A 14,947-nucleotide genomic window follows, 5' to 3' on the forward strand; every position below is an offset into this window, starting at 1 on the left:
GATGACGGAATCCCGGTCCCTGAGCCTGTCGAAGGGCTGGTGCGAGGTGGCTAGTCCTCGGCGTCCACGTCGCGCGGCTTGACGTAGGGGTCCTCGTCACCGGCGTAGGCGGCACCGGCGGCAAGCCCGGCCACCTCGGTGTCGCGGTTCTTCGCCTCGCGCAGCAGGTCTTCGATGTGCTGCGCGTTCTCCGGGATCGCGTCCAGGAAGAAGTCGAGGCTCGGGGTCAGTCGGGTGTTGATGTTACGGCCGATCTCGGCACGCAACAGGCCCTTGGCGGACTCGAGCGCGGCCGAGGTGTCGGCGCGTTCCTCGTCGGAGCCGTACACCGTGTAGAACACGTTCGCGTGCTGGAGGTCGCCGGTCACCTGTACGTCGGTGATCGTCACGAAGCCGAGCCGCGGGTCGCGGATGCCCTTGTCGAGCCGTTTGGCGATGACTTCCTTGATGCGGTCCGCCAACTTGCGGGCCCTGGGGTTCTCTGCCATCTCGTCCTCCTCTGATGACCGTCGGGCGGAGGGCCGCCCGACGGATGCTGCACACACAATACAAGCAGGAATCCCCGCCGCCCTCCCGGAGGAGGACGACGGGGACCGGCCGAGCGGACTAGCCGCGCGGCTTCTCCTTCATTTCGATCGTCTCGATCTCGTCACCGATCTGGATGTCGTTGAACTTGCCGAGACCGATACCGGCCTCGAAGTCCGTACGCACCTCGGTGACGTCGTCCTTGAACCGACGCAGCGATTCGATCGCCAGGCTGTCGCCGACCACGACGCCGTCGCGGATGACCCGCGCCTTGGCGTTCCTCGTGATCGTGCCCGAGCGGACGATGACACCCGCGATGTTGCCGAACTTGGAGGAACGGAACACCTCGCGGATCTCGGCGACACCGGACTGGACCTCTTCGTACTCGGGCTTGAGCATGCCGGTGAGGCTCTGCTCGACGTCCTCGAGTGCGTTGTAGATGACCGAGTAGAACCGGACGTCCACACCCTCACGGGCCGCACGCTCGCGGGCCTTCGGGTCGGGGCGCACGTTGAACCCGATGATGATCGCGTTGTCGATCGTGGCGAGGTTGACGTCGGACTCGGTGACCGCACCGACACCGCGGTGGATGATCCGCAGCTGGACGCTGTCGTCGACGTCGATCTTGAGCAGCGACTCCTCGAGTGCCTCGACGGCACCGGAGACGTCACCCTTGATGATGAGGTTGAGCGACTCGACTTTGCCCTCTTCGAGTGCACGGGTGAAGTCCTCGAGCGAGATGCGCTTGCGAGCCTTGGCCAGAGCCGCGTTGCGCTCCGCGGCTTCACGCTTCTCGGCGATCTGACGCGCGGTGCGGTCCTCCTCGGTGACGAGGAAGGTGTCGCCGGCCCGAGGAACACTCGAGAGGCCCTGCACCTGGACGGGACGCGAGGGACCCGCCTCGGCGACGGTGTCGCCGTTCTCGTCGACCATCGCACGGACGCGGCCGTAGGCCGTACCGGCGACGATCGCGTCACCGACGCGGAGCGTACCCGACTGGATGAGGACGGTCGCGACGGAACCGCGGCCCTTGTCGAGCTTGGCCTCGATGGCCACACCGCGTGCATCCTTGTTCGGGTTGGCGCGCAGGTCGAGACCGGCGTCCGCGGTGAGCAGCACGGCGTCGAGGAGGTCCTTGATGCCGGTGCCGGCACGAGCCGAGACGTCGACGAACATGACGTCTCCGCCGTACTCCTCGGCGACGAGGCCGTACTCGGTCAGCTGCTGGCGCACCTTGGCCGGGTTGGCGTCGGGCTTGTCCACCTTGTTGACCGCGACGACGATCGGCACGTTGGCCGCCTGCGCGTGGTTCAAGGCCTCCACCGTCTGCGGCATGATGCCGTCGTCGGCCGCGACCACGAGGATCGCGATGTCGGTGACCTGCGCACCACGAGCACGCATGGCGGTGAACGCCTCGTGACCCGGGGTGTCGATGAAGGTGATCGGACGCTCGATGCCCTCGTGCTCTGCGACGACCTGGTACGCACCGATGTGCTGCGTGATGCCACCGGCCTCGCCGGCGACGACGTTCGCGTTGCGGATGGCGTCGAGGAGGCGCGTCTTACCGTGGTCGACGTGACCCATGACGGTGACCACGGGAGGACGGATGGCGAGGTCCTCGTCGGACTCGTCTTCCAGCTCCTGGTCGAGGTCGATGTCGAAGCCCTCGAGGAGCTCCCGGTCCTCGTCCTCGGGCGAGACCATCTGGATCTTGTAGCCGAGCTCGGAACCGAGCACGTCGAAGGTCGCCTCGTCGAGCGACTCCGTCGCCGTCGCCATCTCACCGAGGTGGAACAGCACGGTGACGAGGTTGCCGGGGCTGGCGTCGATCTTGTCGGCGAAGTCCGAGATGGACGCGCCACGACGCAGACGGATGATGGTGTTGCCATCGCCGCGGGGGACGCTCACGCCGCCGAGCGACGGGGCTTCCCGCAGCTCGAACTCGGCCCTCTTCGTCCGCTTCGACTTGCGTGCCTTGCTCTTGCCGCCACCGCGACCGAAGGCACCTGCGGTACCACCGCCGGGTCCGCGACCACGACCGCCGCCGCCACCAGGGCGACCGGCGAATCCACCGGCGGGTGCACCACCTGGGGCACCACCGGGACGGAAACCGCCACCGGCGCCACCGGGACGGAAGCCGCCGCCACCGGCGGGACGACCTGCGCCACCCGGACGACCGGGGCCACCGGGACGCTGACCCTGACCGACGCCCGGACGGGGCGAGCCGGGGCGCGGAGCCTGCGGACGCGGGATGTTGCTGGGGTTCGGACGCTGACCCATGCCCTGAGCCGCTGCGAACGGGTTGTTCCCCGGACGCGGCGTGCCGGTCGGGCGCTGGCCCATGCCCTGCGAGGACGCGAACGGGTTGTTCCCCGGACGCGGAGCACCGGGACGGGGGCCGCCCGGCTTCGCGGCGTCGCCGGAGGGCGAGTCGCCGGCGGCCGGAGCCGCGGGTGCGGACGGTGCCGCCGGAGCAGCAGCTGCGGGTGCCTCCGCCGCGGGGGCGGGGGCGGCCGGAGCCTTCGGGCCTGGGGCGGCCTGCTTCGGCGCAGGCGCAGCGGGCGCCTCGGCCTTGGGGGCGGGTGCCGCGGGGGCCGGAGCCTTGGGAGCGGCGGGACCCGGGGTCGGAGCGCCGGGCGTGGCCGGTCGCTTCGCCGGGGCGGCGGGGGCGGCTGACGCCTTCGCACCCTCGGCCTCGAGGGCGGCGCGCAGCTTGCGGGCCACCGGTGGTTCGATACTGGAAGACGGTCCCTTGACGAACTCGCCCAATTCCTTGAGCTTCGCCATGGCGATCTTGCTGTCTACTCCGAGTTCGGATGCGATCTCGTGTACACGTGGTTTTGCAGCCACAATTCTCCTGTCTGAGCTTGCACCCAGGCAGGGGCAAGCGTTAGTGGTGGACGGTGCTCATTTCGAGCCGCTCATGAGTTGTCCATTAGCCGTTCAGCCTGTTCTCTCGGAATGCCGCACCCGGGTGGGGCGGCAGCAGGATGGAGGCCCGGGATCCGGGCCTGATACCTGCGGTGGGAAGCACGGTGTGCGCCGGAGCGCTCTCGCGTGCACTCACCATCGTACACCCCGACCCTGGGTGCGGGCTCACCACCGGATCGTGAGCGGGTCGTTGGAGCCCGACGACGTCACTCAGCCGTCGGCGCGGCCGGTTCCGTCGACACGAAGGCCTGGACCGCCGACGCGTCGGGTCCCTCACTCAATCTGAGCGCCCTCGTGAACGCCCGACGCTGCACCGCCTGGTCGACGCACACCGACGTCGGGTGCACCCAGGATCCACGACCCGGCAGGCGCGCCGCGGCGTCGGGGACGAGCGCCCCCTCGACCGCGACGACGCGCAGCAGTGCCGAGCGCGGCTCGCGACGGCGACAGCCGACGCAGGTCCGCACCGGTTCCATCCGGCTCAGTCCGATTCGAGGATCGAGTCCGGCTGGATGTCGATCTTGGCGCCCGTGAGCTTGGCGGCGAGACGGGCGTTCTGCCCCTCCTTGCCGATCGCGAGCGACAGCTGGTAGTCCGGCACGAGCGCCCGGACGGCTTTGAGCGACTGGTCGATGACGTACGAGCTCGTCACCTTGGCCGGCGAGAGCGCGTTCGCGACGAACGTCGGCAGGTCGGGCGAGTAGTCGACGATGTCGATCTTCTCGGCCCCCAGCTCGTCGGTGACCGCGCGGACACGACGCCCGAGCTCACCGATGCAGGCGCCCTTGGCGTTGATGCTCGGGTCGTTCGCCTTCACCGCGATCTTGGTCCGGTGTCCGGCCTCGCGAGCGAGTGAGACGATCTCGACGATGCCGGATGCGATCTCGGGGACCTCCAACGCGAACAGCTTCCGCACGAGTCCGGGGTGGGTGCGCGAGACGGTGATCTGCGGACCCTTGAGGCCCTTCGTCACGCTCGTCACGTACACGCGGATGCGCGCACCGTGCGGGTACTCCTCGCCGGCGACCTGCTCCTCGGGAGGCAGGATCGCCTCGATGGTGCCGAGGTCGACGTGGATCATGCGCGGGTTCGGGCCCTGCTGGATGACGCCCGCGATGATGTCGCCCTCGCGGCCCTTGAACTCACCGAGGACGGCGTCGTCCTGGATGTCGCGGAGCCGCTGGAAGATGACCTGCTTCGCGGCGAAGGCGGCGATGCGACCGAAGTCGTCCGGCGTGCTCTCGGCCTCCCCGATCAGGACACCCTCGTCGTCGAACTCGGGCACGAACACCCCGACGTGGCCGGTCTTGCGGTCGAGCTGGACCCGGGCCGCCGGGACGTCGCCGCGCGCGGTGGTGTCGGTACCCTCGGTGCTCTTCAGGTACGCACTCAGGATGGCCTGCTCGATGATCACGACGAGCTCCTCGAACGGGATCTCCTTCTCGCGTTCGATCGACTTCAACAAACCGAGATCGATGTCCATCGATGGCCTCCTCTATTCAACTGGTGGTGCCGCGGCAAGACGTGCAGCGGCACGACGGGCATGCTGCTGCCGTGCTGCCGAACCCGTCTGTCTACGGTACCGGATGCCGAGGGGTACGTCATCCACTCAGCTGGGAAGCCCCCGCGCGTCCTCGAGGGTCCCGCCCCGGCTCGACCGCGTCTCGGGGCGGGTGACATGATTGGCCAATGGTCTTGGGCGAGCTGCGGAACGTCATGCGGAGCACGAGGGTGAGGATCCTCGTCGCGATCCTGCTCGCGACGACGCTCGCGATGACGCTCGTGGGCGTCTCCACCTACACGCTCGGCCGGCAGCAGACCCTCGCGACCATCGACGCCCGCCTGGAGCACAGCGCCGAGCTCATCGCCTTCATGGTGGTCGGTTCAGGCGACTCCGCCGACGCCCCGGCGACGAGCGACGCGGCCGTCGACGCGGTGATGCGACGCTGGATCTTCGCCGAGGACGAGACCGCCATCGGTGTGCGCGCCGACGGCTCGACGGTCGCGCCCAGCGCCCCGTCCGCTTTCCGACTGGACGACGACCCGCAGCTGCTCGACACCATCACGGCCCGGTCGTCCCGCGGCGTCGTCACGGGCGAGGCCACCGGTGACCGCACCGTGCGGTACGCGATCATCCCGGTGCAGGTCGTCGGCGACCCGAGTGTGGCCCACGTCGTCATCGCCACCGACGTGCACGCGGCACTCGCGGAGTCCCGAGGCATCCTCGCCGTCGAGATCGTCGTCGCCGTGGTGTGCCTGCTCCTGCTCGGCCTCGTCGGCTGGCAGCTCGCGGGTGGACTGCTCCACCCCATCCGACTGCTGCGGGACGCCGCCGCCCGCATCACCGAGTCGGACCTCGACGAGCGGATCCCGGTCGTCGGTCGCGACGACGTCTCCGAGCTCACCACCACCGTGAACGGCATGCTGGACCGGCTCGACGAAGCCTTCACCAGTCAACGCCAGCTGCTCGACGACGTCGGCCACGAGCTGAAGACGCCGCTGACCATCGTGCGCGGACACCTCGAGCTCCTGGATCCGTCCGACCCCGCGGAGGTGGCCGCCACACGGGACCTCGCCCTCGACGAACTCGACCGGATGAGCTCCCTCGTCGCCGACATCACGGAGCTCTCGACGGCCGGACTCGCGTCGACCCTCGACCGGGAGCCGGTCGACATCGAGGCGTTCACCGCCTCCGTCCACGAGAAGGCCACGGCGATCTCGACCGAACACGAGTGGACCCTGGGCGAGCAGGCCGCACTCACCGCGGACGTCGACGCCGGGCGCTTGGCCCAGGCCTGGCTGCAGCTCGCGGACAACGCCGCGAAGTACTCCCCGGCCGGGTCGACGATCGTGATCTCGAGCCGGTTCGACGAGTCGGACGACCCGGCGCTCGTCCTCTCCGTCGCCGACGACGGGCCCGGGGTGCCGGAGGCGCTCCGCGAACGCATCTTCGACCGGTTCACCCGGGTGAGCGGTGGACGGGGCGTCGCAGGCTCCGGCCTCGGCCTGTCGATCGTGCAGGCGATCGCCGCGGCACACGGCGGGTGGGCCGAGGTCGAGGACACGCAGGAGACCGGCTCCCTCTTCAGCATCCGACTGCCGCTCGCGGTGGCGGACGACGACGACGGGTCCGACGCGGACCTCGACCTCGACCCGGACGAGACCGCGGCGATCCCCCGCAGCGCGATGGCCCAGGCGATCGCGCTGCGAGAGGCGCAGGCGGCTCAGGAAGCTGCCGAGGCGCAGACGAGCGCGGCGATGCAGGCCGGACCGACACCCGGCGATGCACGCCCCGCGATCGACGCATCACCGCACTCGCGAGCACCGTCCCCTGAGGACGACTTCCCGGACCTCGTCGACACCTCGGCTCGGCGGAGTGCGCCGGAGGACCACGCATGAGCCGGATCCTGGTCGCCGAGGACGAGACGCGGATCTCCGCGTTCGTGAGCAAGGGCCTGCGTGCCGCCGGACACACGGCGGACGTGACGGTCGACGGATCACAGGTCGTCGAGCTGGCGGAGAGCGGCGACTTCGACCTGCTCGTCCTCGACATCGGACTCCCCGGCGTCGACGGCTTCGAGGTGCTCAGGCGGCTGCGCGACGACGGCAGCGAGCTCCCCGTCATCATCCTGACCGCCCGCGATTCCGCGCGAGACCTCGTGGCGGGCCTCGACGGCGGGGCGAACGACTACATGTCGAAGCCCTTCCGGTTCGAGGAGCTCCTGGCCAGGATCCGCCGACGCCTGGCCGAGCGGGGTCCGGCGTCGACCGCCGCCGTCCAGGAACGGTTGTCGGTCGGTCATCTGGAGCTCGAGCTGCGCGAACGGCGCGTCCTCGTCGACGGTGTGCCGGTCGAGCTGTCCACCCGCGAGTTCGCCCTCGCCGAGGAGTTCTTCCGCCACCCGGACCAGATCCTCAGCCGGGAGGAACTCCTCAGCCGGGTCTGGGGCTACGACTTCGATCCCGGTTCGAACGTCGTCGACGTCTACGTGCGGTATCTCCGGAACAAGATCGGCAAGGACGCCATCGCGACGGTCCGCGGAGCCGGCTACCGCCTCAGCACGAGAGCGCAGTAGCGGTCGTCATCCGGACGGGATGACGACCGCTACTGCGCTCTCGCGCGCGGCTGTGGAGAACACCGGACCCGGGGTCCGCCAGGTTGCAAGAGTGAGGGGATGCGACCCCCTCGACCGTTGCCCACGCATCTCGTCGGCCGCGCATTCACGACCGACGACGTCGGACTGCACGGCCAGTCGATCGGACGTCTGCGGGGGCGGGATCTCTCGGCCCCGCATCGCGGCGTGCGGACGGTCGGCGTCGATCTCGACACCGTGCGCGGACGGTGTCGGGCGTACGAACCGCTCCTCGGACGCTCGCGGGTCTTCAGCCACGTCACCGCGGCCCTGCTCCTCGACCTGCCCCTCCCACCCCGGGTCGCCTCCGCGCCGGAGCTCCATGTCGGTGCACGCGACGGGACGACACCTCCCCGAGCGCGTGGCATCGTCGGCCATCGCCTGGCTCCCGATACCGTCGTCGCCTTCGCCCATGGGCACCCGGTGACCGCCGCACTCGACACCTGGCGTTCGCTCGCGGATGTCCTGCCACAGGAGGAACTCGTCGCCGTCGGGGACCGCATCGTGTCCGGCGTGCGGACGGGGACGGATCGGACCGATGTGCTCGCGTCCGTCGCCGATCTCCGGCAGGCGGCCCTCGAGCACCGAGGACGACGCGGAGCAGCTGCGCTCAGATGGGCCGCAGCACGCGTCAGGACCGGCGTCGACTCCCGTCCCGAATCGCTCCTCCGCCTCGCGGTCGTCGAAGCGGGGCTTCCCGAGCCGCTCGTCGGACACCCCGTCGTCGTCGATCACGGGGGCTTGACGCTCCACCCGGACCTCGCGGACACCCGCGCGCGACTGTTGTACGAATACGAGGGCGACTTCCACCGGACCGAGCGCCACCGGTTCCGGGACGACATCCACCGGCGGGAACTGCTTGAAGATGCAGGGTGGCGGGTGATCCGCGTTACTGCCGACGACCTCTTCGCCCGCCGGCAACAGTTCATCCGGAGGATCCGGCACCTCCACGCAGCGAGAGCGCAGTAGCGGTCGTCATTCCCTGCGGATGACGACCGCTACTGCGCTCTCGTGGCTCAGAGGGCGAGGTCGGCGATCGCGACCCGGTCCTTCGTGCCGGCGGCCCGGTCCCAGAGCTCGACGAAGCCCTCGGTGGCCTCGCGACCGACGACCACCACGACGGGCACGCCGATCAGCTCGGCGTCGCCGAACTTGACACCCGGGGACACCTTGCCGGTGCGGTCGTCGTAAAGGACGTCCTTCCCGCTCGCCTCGAGCGAGGCCACGAGTTCCTCGGCCACCTCGAAGATCGCCGCGTCGCGTCCTGCTGCGACGACGTGCACGTCGAACGGGGCGACGGCCTTCGGCCAGATGAGACCGCGCTCGTCGTTGTTGCCCTCGGCGATGATCGCGAGGATGCGCGTGATCCCGATGCCGTAGGAGCCCATGGTCACCGTGACGAGCTTGCCGTTCTCGTCGAGCACCTTCAGTCCGAGCGCCTCGGCGTACTTGCGCCCGAGCTGGAAGACGTGTCCGATCTCCATGCCTCGAGCGAGCTCGACCGGTCCGGAGCCGTCGGGCGCGGGGTCGCCGGCGCGGACCTCCGCCGCCTCGACGAAGCCGTCGGCGGTGAAGTCGCGCCCGGCGACGAGGCCGAAGACGTGCTGCTGATCGACGTTCGCGCCGGTGATCCACTCGGTGCCGTCGACGACCCGGGGGTCGAGGAAGTACCGGATCTCCGTTGCCGACTCCTCACCGAGGACGGGCCCCTGCGGGGACCACGGTCCGATGTAGCCCTTGACGAGCCCGGCGTTCGCGGCGAAGTCCGCTTCGGTCGCGGCCTCCACCTCCGCGGGGCTGAAGGCCACCTCGACGCGCTTGAGGTCGACGTCGCGGTCGCCCGGCAGGCCGATGACGACCAGCTCGCGCGTGCCGTCGAGGTGCCGCAGCGCCAGCACGACGTTCTTGAGGGTGTCGGCGGCCGTCCAGGCCCGTCCGTCGTCGCGCGGGTGCCGCTCGTTGGCGAGGTCGACGAGCGTCGAGATCGTCGGGGTGTTCGGCGAATCGAAGACCGTCGCGGGTGCCAGACCCTCGATGGGGCGGGCCTCCGGGACCTCGGTGGCGTAGGCCTCGACGTTGGCGGCGTACCCGCCGGCCGAACGCACGAAGGTGTCCTCACCGACCGCGGTGGGGTGCAGGAACTCCTCGCTCCGCGAACCGCCCATCGCGCCGGCGTCGGCCTGCACGATCTCGTACTCCAGGCCGAGCCGCGTGAAGATGCGCTCGTAGGCGTCGCGCTGCGCCTGGTAGCTCGCGTCGAGCCCGGCGTCGGACACGTCGAACGAGTAGGCGTCCTTCATCGTGAACTCACGACCGCGCAGGAGGCCTGCCCGGGGACGGGCCTCGTCGCGGTACTTGTCCTGGATCTGGTAGATCGACAGGGGCAGGTCCTTGTAAGAGGAGTACAGGTCTTTCACGAGCAGGGTGAAGACCTCCTCGTGCGTCGGCGCCAGCAGGTAGTCGGCACCCTTGCGGTCGTGCAGGCGGAAGAGGGCGTCGCCGTACTCCTCCCACCGGCCGGTGACCTCGTAGGGCTCGCGCGGCAGGAGCGCGGGGAAGTGCACCTCGAACGCGCCGGCGTTCGCCATCTCCTCGCGGACGATGGCCTCGATCTTGTTCTTCACCCGCAACCCGAGCGGCAACCAGGCGAAGACACCCGGCGCCTGGCGTCGGATGTACCCCGCCCGCACCAGCAGGCGGTGACTCGTCACCTCCGCGTCGGAAGGGTCTTCACGGAGCGTACGGAGGAAGTAATTCGAAAGGCGCGTAACCACCTGTCCATGCTAGTCCGTCACACGCAGGCAGCCCGGAACCGCTACCAGGGGCGATCGGCGAAGTTCCCGTTGTCGTTGTTCCGACCGCGGTTCTTGGCGTCCTCGGTCGACTTGTCCTGCTGGGCGTCCTGGCCGGCGTCCTTCAACTTGTCGACCTTCCCGTCGACCTCGCTGTCACCGGTACCGCTCGAGCCGCTCGAGTCGCCGTCGCCCTGTCCCCCGTTCGACGGATCCTGCTGGCCCTGCCCGCCGGACCGGTCGCGCTGGTCGGTCGCATCCTGACGTTTGCGGTCGATGCGATCGCCGGTGTCCTGCAGGTTCTCACCGGGCGTACCCTTCGGATCGATCACGTCGGGCTGCTGCCCGGTTCCGCCCTGGTCCCCCTGGTCACCCTGGTCGCCCTGGTCACCCTGGTCGCCCTGGTCGCCCTGGTCACCCTGACCGCCCTGGTCGTCCTGACCTCCTTGACCACCTTGATCACCCTGGTCCTGGGGGTCCTGGGGGTCCTGCGGGTCCTGGGGGTCCTGCGGGTCCTGCGGGTCCTGGGGGTCCTGCGGGTCCTGGGGGTCCTGGGGGTCCTGGGGGTCCTGCGGGTCCTGCGGGTCCTGCGGGTCCTGCGGGTCCTGAGAGTCTTGCGGGTCCTCGTTCTGATCCTGGGACTCCCCCTCGAAGCAGCCCTCGCCCTCGTCGACGATGCGCTTCGCGGTGTCGTAGAGGTTGATGGCGCCCTGGAAGAACTGGCCCTTCACGTACTCGTCTGCCTGGGTCTCGTACGCGCGCGCCAGGTTGACCCGGACGATGCAGGCGGTCTCCTCCGTCGGCGCGAGCTCGAGCGCCTTGCCGAGGTCGTCGGTCCCCTGCACCCAGTCCTGTCCGGCCGCGGCCGCGGTGCCCCGGTCGAACCAGGCGATCCACGGCTCGACGACGTTCGCCGTGAAGAGGTGGCCCGCGCTCAACTGCGCCCCGGAGTAGTCCTCGGCGCGGTACTCGGCGATCGCCGACTGCGCGACGACCGGCAGACTCACGAACTTGACCCCGACGACGAGGGCGACGAGGACCAGCGGAAGGGACCACCAGAACAGCCGACGGCGCAACCGGGCGACCTCGGCCGGGGCCAGCGGCGGACGCCGCGGTTCCTCGAGTCGTGGCCGTGGCTCAGGGCTGCGCGGCGCATCGTCGGGCCGGTCGGTGCGGGTCCGATCATCGAAGAGGGTCATGCCTGCCCACCCTTCGTCCGTCGGAGCTCGCCCAGCGCGCCGACCAGGCCGGGGAGCTCGGTGAGGAGCAGCACACCGAACCCGAGCGCGAACACCCAGTACAGCTCATCGGTGCGCCGGATGTCCACCTCGTCCTCGACGGTGACGCCGCCGACGGCGAGGCCGTCGAGTGCGTCGTCGAGCGACGCACCCGGGGTCCTGATCTCCGCCTCGACGCCGAGCTGCGATGCGATCGTCTCGAGTGCGCCCGGATCGAGCCGGGACACGGCGGGCTCACCGGTCGAGTAGTCCTGGATGTAGCGGACGCTGCCGTCCTGGTACCCGGAGAACTCACGCATGGTCCCACCGGCCTCGGTCCCGTAGCCGAGCACGCCACCGCCGCCGATGAGCGGTGCGATGCTCTCGAACGACCCGGGCGCTGCGCCACTCGTCTGCTCGCCGTCGCCGAGGTAAAACATGATCCGGTTCCGACCCGGCTCCTGCTCCTCGGCCTGGGTCAGCAGCGTGGTCATGAACTCCACCGGCGCGTCGATGCTGCTACCGCGGGAGTAGGTGGTGATCTCCTGCGTCATCGCCTCCGCAGCCGACCGGAGCGCCGTCGCGTCCGTCGTGAGGGGCATGCGCTGGACAGCCACGGCGTCGAACGTCACGAGCGCGTAGCGGGCACCGGCAAGCCGGTCGGCGATACCGGTGATGTCGGCTTTTGCACCGTCGAGTCGGGTCGGCGGCTTCGGGGCGCCGTTCTCGTCCGTCCCAGACGCGGTCTCGTCCGGCCAGTCCTCGGCGGCCATCGAGCTCGTCGTGTCAACGACGAAGTAGACGTCGAGGTCGCCCATCGCGGACGGCGGGCGATGGTTGCCGGGGATGGTCGGTCGGAGGGCGATGATCACGAGCACGACGACCATGGCCAGTCGGGCGATCCAGTGCCAGGCTCCTGGCCGCCGCGCCCCGGCGAGGAACTGCCAGACGGCGAAGGCCGCGAGGACGGTGCCGAGCACGGCGACGGCCCAGATCGGCAGAACGGGGTTGATGGTCATCGGCGCAACCTCCAGGCGAGCAGCATGAGCGCCGCGAGGCCGCCGAACGCCGCCAGCACGAACACGAACGGCTCGTCGACCTGCACGAGCTGTTTGGCGCCCTTCAGCGTCTTCGTCTGCTCCGCCGTGATCTGCTGGACGATGCCGCCGACAGCGCCGGGGTCGGCGAGCGCGTAGTAGTCCCCGCCGGTGGACGTCACGACCTCGTCCATCTCCGCGGCGAGGTCGTCGAGGTAGTCCTTACTGGAGACGTCGCCGGGGTTGATCCCGTACACCGTCACGTCCTGCGCCTTCGCGTACGCGCCGGCCTCCTTGAGCGTGAGGATCGGCTCGCCGGCGACATAGTTGTCGGTCGCGAGCACGATCGAGCGCGACCGTTCCTCGCCGACCTGGTCGAACCGCATGACGCAGGACCCGAGACCGTCGCCGATGAGGGACGACCCGTTCCCGAGATCGGTGCCGTTCCAGTACTCGTAGTCGCTCTCCGGCGAGGTGAGGTCCTCGACGAGGTGGTCGAGCTGCGCGGCCACGTAGTCGTAGTCGCTCGTCAGCGGGAAGTACGTGGTCGCGGACGCGTTGAACAGGACGAGCGCGATCCGCTCACCGTCGAACCGCTGCACGAGCTTCTCGAACACCCCGACCAGCGCGGCGTCGTACTCCGTCATCGAGCCCGAGACGTCGAGGCAGAGCACGATGTCGCGGTTGCGGAGCTCCGGCTGGAACACCGTCGTGCTCACCACGCGGGACCCGAGGGCCATGCCGGCGAGCAGCAGCACCCCGAGCGCGGCGATCGTCGCGATGATGAGGCGCCGGTACCGCGAGAGCGCGCGACGGTATCCGGGGAGCGCGGTGAGCCGCTCGGAGTGCGCGACCCACAGGGGCTCGGCGTTCGCCTTCCGGCGCCGCCCGGTGCGGGCCACGAGGACGACGGCGGCGACCACCGCGGCCACGGCGAGGAGCCAGACGAGCGGCATCCACCAGTAGATCAGCTCCACGTCGTCACCACCTGGCGGGCGAGCGAGGCGGCCTCGGCGACGCTGCCCGTCTCGGCTTCGCGGAATTCGACCGGGTAGTAGGCCGACACGGCACGACTGAGTGGCGCCAGTCCGGCGCGATCGAGGTCTGCGAGGGTCATGACCTGGGCGCGGACACCGCTGGACTCGTGCGCGTACATCCGGAGGATCGCGCCGAGCCGTTGGTGGGCGCGTCGCGTGCTCAAGGCGCCGTCCCCGTGCTCGCGCTCGATCTCGCCGATGAGCGCGAGGTAGCGGTCGCGCAGGACGGTCGGCGACGGCTGCGGCGCCGGGCGCGGCGCGCTCCCGCGCGCGCGACGGCGCACGTGGGCGAGCATCCAGACGTACCACCCGATCACGAGCGCGATGAGCACGAGTCCGAGCACCGGCCAGAGCAGCGTGTACTGGACCGGTGCGTAGTAGCCGTTATCGCCGGGCATGTCGGTGGGCCTCGAGGAGGTGGAAGAGGACGGGGACGACGTCGTCGGCCCCGGTCACGCGCTGACCGCTGATGCCGAGTTCCTCGAGCTGGTCGAGGAGCCGGGCGGTCGCGCTGGTGACGGCCTCGGTGAACTCGCGACGGAGTGCGTCGTCCGAACGGATGAAGGCCGGCAGGGACCGCTCGTCGGCGACGTCGACCATCGCCCGGCCGGTGTACTCGGCTCGCATGAGGTCGGCGTCCCCGACCGAGATCCAGAGCACCTCGTGCTGGACGTGCAGTCGACGGAGGATCTCCGACCGCTTCGGCGTGATCTCCTCGTCGTCGGAGACGATCACGAGCAGACAGCGCTGCTTGACCGACCGTGCCGCGTAGCCGAGCAGCTCGTCGAGATCGCTCTGGGGTGCCGCGAGCGATGCACGCCGGTCGATGTGCTGCAGCAGGCGTTCGAGTGCCGATTCGGTGCCGGCGGGTCGGACGAGTTCCGGTGCGGCGGCGTCGCCGGCGACGAGACCGACGAGGTCGCCGTGCCGGATCGCGAGGTACCCCAGGATGCCGACCGCGAGGATGGCGACCTCGCGTTTGGTGCTCCCACCCTCGGCGAGCGCCGCGAGATCACGACCCGTGTCGACGACGAACAGCACCTGGTGCTTCCGCGTGGCGATGAATCGCTTCACGAGCGGAGCACCGTGTCTGGCCGTCGCCTTCCAGTCGATGTCCTTGATCTCGTCGCCCGGGGTGTACTCGCGGAGGTCGTCGAAGTCGAGGCTCCTGCCCTGGAACACCGAACGGTACTCACCGTCGAGCATCCCCCGCACGCGGCGGTGGGCGTGGATGAAGAGTTTGGACTTCACCCGGTGGAGCAGCGGGGCTGACAC

The 14,947-nt window shown here is 69.8% G+C and carries 13 protein-coding genes; 3 read left to right on the top strand and 10 right to left on the bottom strand.

The window, feature by feature from the left end:
* Positions 1 to 50: 50 nt before the first annotated feature.
* From rbfA to nusA, 4 genes are all read right to left on the bottom strand, one after another.
* Entirely contained in the window at positions 51 to 488 is a 438-nt protein-coding gene (rbfA, locus tag FGL15_RS01155) for a 30S ribosome-binding factor RbfA (RefSeq protein ID WP_079707157.1), read from the bottom strand.
* Between the two features lie 118 nt (positions 489 to 606).
* A complete protein-coding gene (gene infB / locus FGL15_RS01160) occupies positions 607 to 3,375 on the bottom strand; it encodes a translation initiation factor IF-2 (protein ID WP_138944642.1) in 2,769 nt (922 codons plus the stop codon).
* Between the two features lie 287 nt (positions 3,376 to 3,662).
* Positions 3,663 to 3,932 carry a YlxR family protein gene (locus FGL15_RS01165; protein WP_138944643.1) on the bottom strand — a complete coding sequence of 90 codons (270 nt, stop codon included), beginning with the start codon at positions 3,930 to 3,932 and terminating at the stop codon, positions 3,663 to 3,665.
* 5 nt (positions 3,933 to 3,937) lie between these two features.
* Positions 3,938 to 4,939 carry a transcription termination factor NusA gene (gene nusA, locus FGL15_RS01170; RefSeq protein ID WP_079707160.1) on the bottom strand — a complete coding sequence of 334 codons (1,002 nt, stop codon included), beginning with the start codon at positions 4,937 to 4,939 and terminating at the stop codon, positions 3,938 to 3,940.
* A 206-nt stretch (positions 4,940 to 5,145) separates the two neighbouring features.
* Between nusA and FGL15_RS01175 the strand changes: the two genes are divergently transcribed.
* The 3 genes from FGL15_RS01175 (at position 5,146) to FGL15_RS01185 (ending at position 8,558) form a co-directional block, all read left to right on the top strand.
* The gene (locus tag FGL15_RS01175) at positions 5,146 to 6,855 is read left to right on the top strand and encodes a HAMP domain-containing sensor histidine kinase (protein WP_138944644.1); all 1,710 of its coding nucleotides are present in this window, start codon (positions 5,146 to 5,148) and stop codon (positions 6,853 to 6,855) included.
* The gene (locus FGL15_RS01180; RefSeq protein WP_138944645.1) at positions 6,852 to 7,532 is read left to right on the top strand and encodes a response regulator transcription factor; all 681 of its coding nucleotides are present in this window, start codon (positions 6,852 to 6,854) and stop codon (positions 7,530 to 7,532) included. The genes FGL15_RS01175 and FGL15_RS01180 overlap by 4 nt, the downstream gene beginning before the upstream one ends.
* Before the next feature lie 99 nt (positions 7,533 to 7,631).
* Positions 7,632 to 8,558: a hypothetical protein gene (locus FGL15_RS01185; protein WP_138944646.1), complete on the top strand. Its 927-nt coding sequence runs from the start codon at positions 7,632 to 7,634 to the stop codon at positions 8,556 to 8,558.
* 47 nt (positions 8,559 to 8,605) lie between these two features.
* Here the strand turns inward: FGL15_RS01185 and FGL15_RS01190 are convergent, their stop codons facing one another.
* From FGL15_RS01190 to FGL15_RS01215, 6 genes are read right to left on the bottom strand one after another with little or no spacing between them, the layout of a single operon-like run.
* On the bottom strand, positions 8,606 to 10,363 hold the full coding sequence (locus FGL15_RS01190) for a proline--tRNA ligase (RefSeq protein WP_138944647.1): 1,758 nt from the start codon (positions 10,361 to 10,363) through the stop codon (positions 8,606 to 8,608).
* Between the two features lie 41 nt (positions 10,364 to 10,404).
* On the bottom strand, positions 10,405 to 11,580 hold the full coding sequence (locus FGL15_RS20665; RefSeq protein ID WP_138944648.1) for a hypothetical protein: 1,176 nt from the start codon (positions 11,578 to 11,580) through the stop codon (positions 10,405 to 10,407).
* Positions 11,577 to 12,617, bottom strand: coding sequence for a VWA domain-containing protein (locus FGL15_RS01200; RefSeq protein ID WP_138944649.1), 1,041 nt, complete (start codon positions 12,615 to 12,617; stop codon positions 11,577 to 11,579). The genes FGL15_RS20665 and FGL15_RS01200 overlap by 4 nt, the downstream gene beginning before the upstream one ends.
* Complete coding sequence (locus FGL15_RS01205; RefSeq protein WP_138944650.1) at positions 12,614 to 13,612, bottom strand: VWA domain-containing protein; 999 nt, start codon at positions 13,610 to 13,612, stop codon at positions 12,614 to 12,616. The genes FGL15_RS01200 and FGL15_RS01205 overlap by 4 nt, the downstream gene beginning before the upstream one ends.
* Complete coding sequence (locus FGL15_RS01210) at positions 13,603 to 14,070, bottom strand: hypothetical protein (RefSeq protein ID WP_138944651.1); 468 nt, start codon at positions 14,068 to 14,070, stop codon at positions 13,603 to 13,605. The genes FGL15_RS01205 and FGL15_RS01210 overlap by 10 nt, the downstream gene beginning before the upstream one ends.
* Complete coding sequence (locus tag FGL15_RS01215) at positions 14,057 to 14,947, bottom strand: DUF58 domain-containing protein (protein ID WP_240773698.1); 891 nt, start codon at positions 14,945 to 14,947, stop codon at positions 14,057 to 14,059. The genes FGL15_RS01210 and FGL15_RS01215 overlap by 14 nt, the downstream gene beginning before the upstream one ends.

Origin of the sequence: Plantibacter sp. M259, assembly GCF_006065115.1 — a bacterium.
In the GTDB taxonomy this organism is placed as follows: Bacteria; Actinomycetota; Actinomycetes; order Actinomycetales; family Microbacteriaceae; genus Plantibacter; species Plantibacter auratus.

What these genes read in the sequence shown, in the direction of transcription:
- nusA (WP_079707160.1), bottom strand. Translation starts at nt 4,939, where the DNA reads ATGGACATCGATCTCGGTTTGTTGAAGTCGATCGAACGCGAGAAGGAG.
- FGL15_RS20665 (WP_138944648.1), bottom strand. Translation starts at nt 11,580, where the DNA reads ATGACCCTCTTCGATGATCGGACCCGCACCGACCGGCCCGACGATGCG.
- FGL15_RS01185 (WP_138944646.1), top strand. Translation starts at nt 7,632, where the DNA reads ATGCGACCCCCTCGACCGTTGCCCACGCATCTCGTCGGCCGCGCATTC.
- FGL15_RS01200 (WP_138944649.1), bottom strand. Translation starts at nt 12,617, where the DNA reads ATGACCATCAACCCCGTTCTGCCGATCTGGGCCGTCGCCGTGCTCGGC.
- FGL15_RS01165 (WP_138944643.1), bottom strand. Translation starts at nt 3,932, where the DNA reads ATGGAACCGGTGCGGACCTGCGTCGGCTGTCGCCGTCGCGAGCCGCGC.
- FGL15_RS01210 (WP_138944651.1), bottom strand. Translation starts at nt 14,070, where the DNA reads ATGCCCGGCGATAACGGCTACTACGCACCGGTCCAGTACACGCTGCTC.
- FGL15_RS01180 (WP_138944645.1), top strand. Translation starts at nt 6,852, where the DNA reads ATGAGCCGGATCCTGGTCGCCGAGGACGAGACGCGGATCTCCGCGTTC.
- rbfA (WP_079707157.1), bottom strand. Translation starts at nt 488, where the DNA reads ATGGCAGAGAACCCCAGGGCCCGCAAGTTGGCGGACCGCATCAAGGAA.
- FGL15_RS01175 (WP_138944644.1), top strand. Translation starts at nt 5,146, where the DNA reads ATGGTCTTGGGCGAGCTGCGGAACGTCATGCGGAGCACGAGGGTGAGG.